The 7,372-nt window shown below is 24.4% G+C and carries 12 protein-coding genes; all 12 read left to right on the top strand.

The genetic code is table 11. The features are described from left to right. The first annotated feature begins 288 nt into the window (after window positions 1-288). A complete protein-coding gene (locus NK213_RS13855; protein WP_253350130.1) occupies window positions 289-1,656 on the top strand; it encodes a hypothetical protein in 1,368 nt (455 codons plus the stop codon). Between the two features lie 120 nt (window positions 1,657-1,776). Continuing rightward, the gene (locus NK213_RS13860) at window positions 1,777-2,202 is read left to right on the top strand and encodes a plasmid pRiA4b ORF-3 family protein (RefSeq protein WP_253350132.1); all 426 of its coding nucleotides are present in this window, start codon (window positions 1,777-1,779) and stop codon (window positions 2,200-2,202) included. A 782-nt stretch (window positions 2,203-2,984) separates the two neighbouring features. Then, window positions 2,985-3,185, top strand: coding sequence for a hypothetical protein (locus NK213_RS13865; protein WP_253350134.1), 201 nt, complete (start codon window positions 2,985-2,987; stop codon window positions 3,183-3,185). A gap of 4 nt (window positions 3,186-3,189) precedes the next feature. Then, the gene (locus NK213_RS13870) at window positions 3,190-3,984 is read left to right on the top strand and encodes a ParA family protein (RefSeq protein WP_253350136.1); all 795 of its coding nucleotides are present in this window, start codon (window positions 3,190-3,192) and stop codon (window positions 3,982-3,984) included. A 1-nt stretch (window position 3,985) separates the two neighbouring features. Next, window positions 3,986-4,615 (top strand): hypothetical protein, encoded by a 630-nt coding sequence (locus NK213_RS13875; protein WP_253350138.1) that lies wholly within the window; start codon window positions 3,986-3,988, stop codon window positions 4,613-4,615. 104 nt (window positions 4,616-4,719) lie between these two features. After that, window positions 4,720-5,046 (top strand): hypothetical protein, encoded by a 327-nt coding sequence (locus NK213_RS13880; protein ID WP_253350140.1) that lies wholly within the window; start codon window positions 4,720-4,722, stop codon window positions 5,044-5,046. A 20-nt stretch (window positions 5,047-5,066) separates the two neighbouring features. Further along, the gene (locus NK213_RS13885) at window positions 5,067-5,444 is read left to right on the top strand and encodes a hypothetical protein (protein ID WP_253350142.1); all 378 of its coding nucleotides are present in this window, start codon (window positions 5,067-5,069) and stop codon (window positions 5,442-5,444) included. Between the two features lie 16 nt (window positions 5,445-5,460). Next, the gene (locus NK213_RS13890) at window positions 5,461-5,817 is read left to right on the top strand and encodes a hypothetical protein (RefSeq protein WP_253350144.1); all 357 of its coding nucleotides are present in this window, start codon (window positions 5,461-5,463) and stop codon (window positions 5,815-5,817) included. Window positions 5,818-5,887: 70 nt separating this feature from the next. Beyond that, complete coding sequence (locus NK213_RS13895) at window positions 5,888-6,385, top strand: hypothetical protein (RefSeq protein WP_253350146.1); 498 nt, start codon at window positions 5,888-5,890, stop codon at window positions 6,383-6,385. A 24-nt stretch (window positions 6,386-6,409) separates the two neighbouring features. After that, entirely contained in the window at window positions 6,410-6,781 is a 372-nt protein-coding gene (locus tag NK213_RS13900; RefSeq protein WP_253350148.1) for a hypothetical protein, read from the top strand. A 46-nt stretch (window positions 6,782-6,827) separates the two neighbouring features. Beyond that, on the top strand, window positions 6,828-7,163 hold the full coding sequence (locus NK213_RS13905; protein WP_253350162.1) for a hypothetical protein: 336 nt from the start codon (window positions 6,828-6,830) through the stop codon (window positions 7,161-7,163). 15 nt (window positions 7,164-7,178) lie between these two features. Then, a partial coding sequence (locus tag NK213_RS13910) for a transposase (RefSeq protein WP_253350170.1) occupies window positions 7,179-7,372 on the top strand: 194 nt, incomplete at its 3' end.

The following is a 7,372-nucleotide window of genomic DNA, read 5'->3' on the forward strand; positions in this document are numbered from 1 at the left end:
TTTTATTGTTAAATATATCATGATGTGATAAAATAAGGACAAATAAAAAAATATCTTAGCGGTAACTAAGATATCTTGAAATTAAAAATTGTTGTCACGCAATTTTTTATTATAAATATTTCATATATTTATTTGTATGAAATTATTATATATCAAAAATGAATTATAGTCAAGCCCAAAAAAAGGCTTTAAAAATATATATTATTTATTCATTTTTCTTCGAGGTATCCAGTTGTCAATAATTGGATTTTTTTATTTTCCTAAATAAAGAAACAGGCAGGAGGAAAAATGAGACATATAGATTACTTCAAAGAAACTCTTTATAAAACGTCAAAAGGTTTTGTTTCAATAGCCTTTGCAGATGAAAAGACATGGACAGAATACATATACAGGATAAAAGAGTTTAGTACACAGATGACTTTATTTGAAAATAATGAAAGCCTAAATATATATAGTAGTGTAAATACATTCTATCAACCTAAGCGGAATTTTGAAAACCTGTATAATTTAAATTCATTATTCTGTGATATAGATTGTGTAAATCACGACATATCAATAAAGCATGCATATAAAGAATTATGGAAATTATGGGATAATGGAGTTATACCAGAGCCTAGTCTTGTAATAAATTCAGGTAGAGGATTACACGTGTACTGGCATTTAGATAATTGCTTTGCAAGTACCAAAAATAATATATCTTTTGTACCAACATATCAAGCATTATTAAATAGATTCGCTCAAAAACTAGCCTATTTAGGAGCTGATTTTAAAGCTTCTGAACCGTCAAGGGTGTTAGGGGTACCTGACACATTTAATATTAAGTCTAACACCCAAAGAAAGATAATAAAGCCTATGCTTGATCTAGTAGAAAGAGGTGTTTTACATCAGGAAGATATCAGATATAAAATAATAGAACTGGCAAATGTTTATCTTGAAAAACGTGAGTACAGAGAAAAAAGTGTAACTCACGAAAGAAGAAAATTAAAATTTAACGAATTAACACTTGCATTTTCAAGAATGGAAGATTATAAAAGTTTAATAAATATAAGGAATAAAGCAAGAATAAATGAGGGTTACCGCAATCAACTATTATATAATTACGGATTAGAAAATATAGATTATACCAAAACCAAGTCAAACCTTAATGAAAGTTTAATCGAAATAAATGGCTTATTCAGAAAACCATTGCATAAAAGAGAAGTAATAGGGGTAATAAAAAGTTTAGAGAAGTCAAAATTTAAGAAGATAAGGAATCAGACAATAATAGAGCAGTTAGAGATATCAACACAAGAACAGCAGATAATGAAAACATTGATAGAAAGAGAGATAAAAGTATCAAGATATGTAGCAAAAAAGAAACAGGCTATAAGAAATGAGAATGGGCTAACCAAAAGGCAACAGAGTAAAGAAGATAATATTTACCTTATTTTGGATAGTTATTATATTCAAAACCTTACTAGAAAGAAAATAGCAGGAAACTTGAAAATTTCATTAAGAACTGTTGATGATTATTTAGATAATATAATTGGAATAGAAGAAAAAATATTGTTCTTATTAGAAAAAAAGCTTAAATATAGAGAGATAGAGACAATTTTATCTATATCACAAAAAACAATTGCAAAAGTAAAAAAACAATATGAGGAAAGCAAAAAATAAAACAATAAACCCAGTGATTATAGGCTGTGCAGAAGAAAAAAAACAAAAAAACACTGTTGAAAAGGTGTCTTGTACAATAAATTAATAGCAGATTTTCATATTTCTTATGAGGAGGTTTCTATGAATAATATTCATTCTGATAAATCTTATGTGTTTAAAGTTAGTTTTGTCGAGGGTGTCTGGCGAAAAATTCAAATCCCGTCAGAATTTTCTCTTGATGCTTTACATTTAGCTATCATCAAGTCTTATAATTTTGAAGATGACCATTTATATGCTTTTTTTATGGATAATGTCTTATGGTCGTTAGAAAAAGTATTTTGGTCACCTTTTTCAGAAAGTTCTCCAAGTGCTGATAGTATAAAATTATCTTCGTTTGCTTTTAAAAAGGGAGATAGCTTTCTGTATCTCTTTGATTTTGGAGATGAATGGGTTTTTGATGTAACTTTTGTAAAAGAAGTTATCTGCGGAGGGCAAGAGATATCAATTTTAGGAAGTCGTGGTAAATCTCCAGAACAATATTCAAATTATGAGGAAGATTTTTATTGAAATTTTAGTTATGCTAATGTTTTAAAGAAATACACAAGAATTTAAGCTTTTGTGTATTTTTTTTATTTAAATAGAAATTTCCACTGAATACGACCTTCATATTTCGATTTTAAGAAACTTTTCTGTATGTGAGCAACAAAAACATGATTTAATTTTAAAAACATCTAAAATCGAAGATATAAGCTTATTTTGATATTTATGTAAAAATGAGAAAAAGTAGTGGTATATTTAAACACCTATAATTAATTAAATGAATAATTATCTTTGGAACGTCCAGATATTTTGAACGTTAAAGCTTAAAGCTAATTTTTTCAATGATTACAGGAGTTGCTGTGTTTTTTTCAAGAAAATGGATCAAAATCCTCTTGGGATAGTTCCATAATTTATGTCCTTTTTCCCAAATTGTAATTTTTTATCAATAAAACATACATTTAGAGGAGTTTAAATACTGTCTTTGAATATATGTGCGTTTCATAGTAAAAAAACTATTACTTTAATTTATGGATATACTCCTTTATTTCTATAATTCCGTTTCGTTGTTCTAATAACCCCGATCCCCAAAAAACAAAAAAATTGATTTTTTAATCAAAAAATCTTGATTTTGTACACGTACTATGATATAATATTTTTAGATTAAATATAATAGAGGTGATAAATAAAAAGAAAGTACTAATTTAATAATACTTTCTTAAAGTGTATAAATACTAATAGATGAGTTTATTATACGCTTTAAGGAGAATAAAATCAAATATTATTTTCCTTACTTATACATAGGAGGAAAAATGGAAAAAAAGATAATCGTAAAAAAAAGAAAATTGCAATATAGGCAACCTAATTCAAAACGTGGAGGTCAGTATTCTTTATCATTTCCATTAGATTTAATTGAGGATATGGAAATAAATGCTGAAGACAGAAATATTGAAATTATATATAATCCTATATTGAAAGAAATAAAAATAAAAAAAGATAATAACAAGGAGTGATCTTATGAAAATTTTGAGTTTTGTTAATCCAAAAGGGGGAGCTGCTAAGACAGTTTCGGCAATTACTTTTGCATATGCTTTAGTAAAAAGAGGAAAAAAAGTTTTATTAATAGATAGTGACCCTAGAAGTTCAATACAAGTTCATTTAAAAATAAACAATGAAAATAATTTAATAAAGCTTATTATGAAACAGTATAATGATGTTATAGTGACTGATTTTGAAAATTATATAACCCCCAAAAATGGGTTGGACATAATAATATCATCAGAAGAATTAATAAATTTAAATAATTATTTTATTTTAGAAAAAAAAGATAATCAAGCAATATATAGTTGTATAGAAAATTTATTGTATTTATTTGAAGATTACGATTATGTAATTTTTGATACAGAGGGGACTGTAAATGATTTTAATTCAGCAATATTGAATTGTACAGATTATATTTTTACACCTTCCAGAGCTTCTAATGTTGATTTAAAAGGTGTTATTGATTTGTTAGATACATACGATATAGCTAAAAAGAAAAATAAAAAATTAGAGATTAGAAAAATTTTTCTAGTATGTGTAAAAGAAAGGACAAAGGCATATAAGGAAGCGAAAGAAGATTTTGAGAATTATTTCTTTGATAAACCACAATATAATTATACAGAATCAAATATTAGAGATGACCAAAATATAGTAAATGCTATGAATAATGGATTAGACATAATAAATTTTAAAAATTCATCAAATGCTTCAATTGATTATAGAAATTTAGCAGATGAATTTTTGGAAGAAGAATTAGAAAGAGAGGTTTAAAATGAGTGTATTTGATATGCGAAAAGAAAAAAAAGAGAAAGTAATACCAATCGAAGAAGTAAAAGAACAAACTTACTTTAATTTTCGAGATTATGATATAGAAGAAAATATTGCAGAGAAAATAATAAAAAAAGAGGATTCAATAAGAAATAATTTAACACAGTTAGACAGAAATACTAGAGAGTTATCAAAAAGTTTATATGAAATTCAACAGCTTTTAGTTAATAATAAAAAAGGTGGATTCAGAGCATATTTAGAATATGTAAATATATCAAAAGATACTGCCTATAGATTTATAGATAAATGGAATCTTTTTTTAGAAACAAAGCAAGCTAAAGTTTTTGAATTACCACATAATACTGTAAAAAACTTAAAAAAGGAAGTACAGGAATTAAAGAAAGACAATGAGCATGAAAAGATAGTTGAAATTGTTGAAATATTAGAATCGGAAAATATTGAGGAAAAATTGAAAGAGTATAAGGAGACAAAAGAAGAAAGTAATATAACAGTAATTGAAAGTTCAGAAGAAATAGAAAAAAGAATAAAAAAAATTGATAAAGAAATAGTGAAGTTAACAGAAAGAATAACAAAGCTTGAAATAGAAAAAACTACTCTTGAAAAAAAGTTGTAAATTAGGTGTCGCAACTTGCGACACTTAGAATTATTCCAAAATAATATTTTTTATCACAAAATTTAGGTTGTAATCTAATTATTTTATAAAGGAGAGAAATTAAAATGTTTAGAAAAAAAGATGATTTAGAAGAATATTACAAAGAAAGAAAAAAAGAGAAAAAATATGATAAATATGAAATAGAATTAGAAAGAAAAGTTTTAGGCAAAGAAAATCATCAAATTTTTCAAAAATTTCTAGGGATAATTATAGGAGTTGCAGGAATAGCATTTATTATATCTATTCTAATAAAGCAATCATTCATCATTAGAATAATGGATAATCCGATATTAACAGTTGTAAGTGGATTTATTATTCCTGTAATATTCTTTATTATTGCTTTCTTTTTAGAATCTACTGGAAATGAAAATAAAAAAACAGATGAAAAATAAAAAAAGAATGGAGAGAGGTTATGGAAAAAAAAGATATTAAATACAAAGTATTAAGACTTCTTAACCTCATCATGTTAATTATATTTATAATAGTGATTATATTTTATGATAGTGAATTAGATAAATACCATAAAATATTTTGGATAGCTCCTGTATTAACAGCAGTTTTATTAATAATTGATGACATGATTAAGGATATAGAAAATAAAAACAAAACTTTAGTAAAACTGGAACATTTAATTTTTTTTATACAATGGATTCTATTAAGTTCAATGTTAATAATTACATTATTTTTAGATTTTAGCATAATTAGTAAAATAACTTCATTAATATGTATTTTAGCACTTATTTATGTAGCTTATAAAAGATATATGGGAAAAAACGAAGAAGACATTTGAAAGAAAGGAATAATTTATGCAAATTCTATTTATAATATCAATAGGAACATTACAAGTTATTTTCTGTATTTATCTGTATGTGATGTTCAAAAAAAGAAAAGAAATATTTCTAAATATGGAGAGGGTGGAACGGGAAGCACGAAAAAGACATAAAGATTTTTTAGAAGAAAATAGAAATATAGATGAGGAATATGAAAAAGCAAAAAAACTATTTGATGAGGAAGCCAAAAGATTGAAGAATGAAATTAATAGTTCAGATGGAAGCGTAAAAAGTAGTTTAGAATTGACACTAAAAAATTTAGAAAGAAGACGTGCTAAAATTTTCGAAAATTATTTATCAAGTAATTTGAATAGCTTGGAAGAATTGAAATAAATAATTTTTGCACATTAGAGAAAATGTGTGACTAAATTAGAGAATTTTAAGGAATGGAAATGAGGTAAAAATGAAAAAACAGAGTTGGTTTCAAATGGTAGTAGATGTGAAGAAAGACAAAGAAGCACAAATGATTTATAAATATTCATGCTCAAAAGAGAGAGTACAAATTATGATGTCTATAATAATATTCATTTTTTTCTTAGAATTCATTGCAAACCAAATGCTTAATTTCAATTTTAATATAACTTTCAATTTAATAATTATTTCGATTATATTTGTTTGTTATATTTTTAAAAAAATTAATAAAAAAAGACTTGTTTTAAATATACATATAAATAATATTATTTTTACAATTATAACAATATTAGTTGTATTAAGCTTTATTATTCAGTATTCTCAAAAAATAAACAAAGAAATAAAAAATGACTATTTAATAGAAAAACTAGAAAGAAAGAAGATTAATGAAGAATGGCGAGCTAAAGGGTATAAATGTATTGAAAAACAACTCTTTTATGAAACTGAAACAAAAAATGTAGTTCCTTTAAATAAAGAATGTGATTTTTGATAAAATGAAAGGAGAGAATATTTAATGTTTTTGATTTATTTTTTAAATTATTTATTTGCTTTCTGCATTTCAGGTCTTATTGTTTGCGGTATATATAATATTTTTTATGAAATTTTAGAGATAAAAAATAATGTAATTAGATTTTTATTGTTACCAATATTATTAATTTTTACACTTTGGATTGGATATTATATTCCTAATATTTTTATTACGTTGAAAACTAAAACAGAATATCAACAAAATTTGATATGGGAAAAAAAAGGATATCAGTGTATTGAAGGAAATTTATTTCTTAAAGAGAATGAATATATTGATTTAAAAAAAAGTTGTGATTTTAATATTGAAAAAGGAATTATAGATTATATGTATGATATTATAAATAAAAGAAAAAAATAGTTTCGGGTTTATTTTAAAAGATAAAAAAATTGAAAGGAGTGTTTCTATGAATGATTTTAAAATAATAGATAAAAGAAATAAAGATTTAATTCAGAAAATAAATTATAAAGAAAATAAAGATGGTTTAAGAGGCATTTTATTTGCAAGTTCTTACTTATTTTTTTTCTTTATATATGCAACTATTGATATATTAAATATGAATAGTAATAAAGATATTATCGAATTTTTATTTTTCTTGATTATAAATTCTGCCTTATTATCCTTATTAACTGTACTCTTTGTTGTTGTAATTCCTTTTGTTTTACTTTATTTAGGTAGCCATTTGTTCTGCTATACTAAAGTTGAAACAGTAAGTGATAGTTTGATAAAATCAAATTATTAAAGGAGCTGTTTGAAAATGTCTAAAAAAATAAAATATGATCAGGAATTAAAAATCCATATCATAAGACTGCACTTAGAAGAAGGCAGAACAATAAAGAGTTTAACAGAAGAATATAAACTGGGAAAAGGTACCATAAGGTACTGGCTACATCATAGAAGCAAAGAATGCCAAACAAATACAGAAATAAAAAATGAAAATGATTCATATAG

The sequence above is a fragment of the Sebaldella sp. S0638 genome (assembly GCF_024158605.1).
Lineage (GTDB): Bacteria > Fusobacteriota > Fusobacteriia > Fusobacteriales > Leptotrichiaceae > Sebaldella.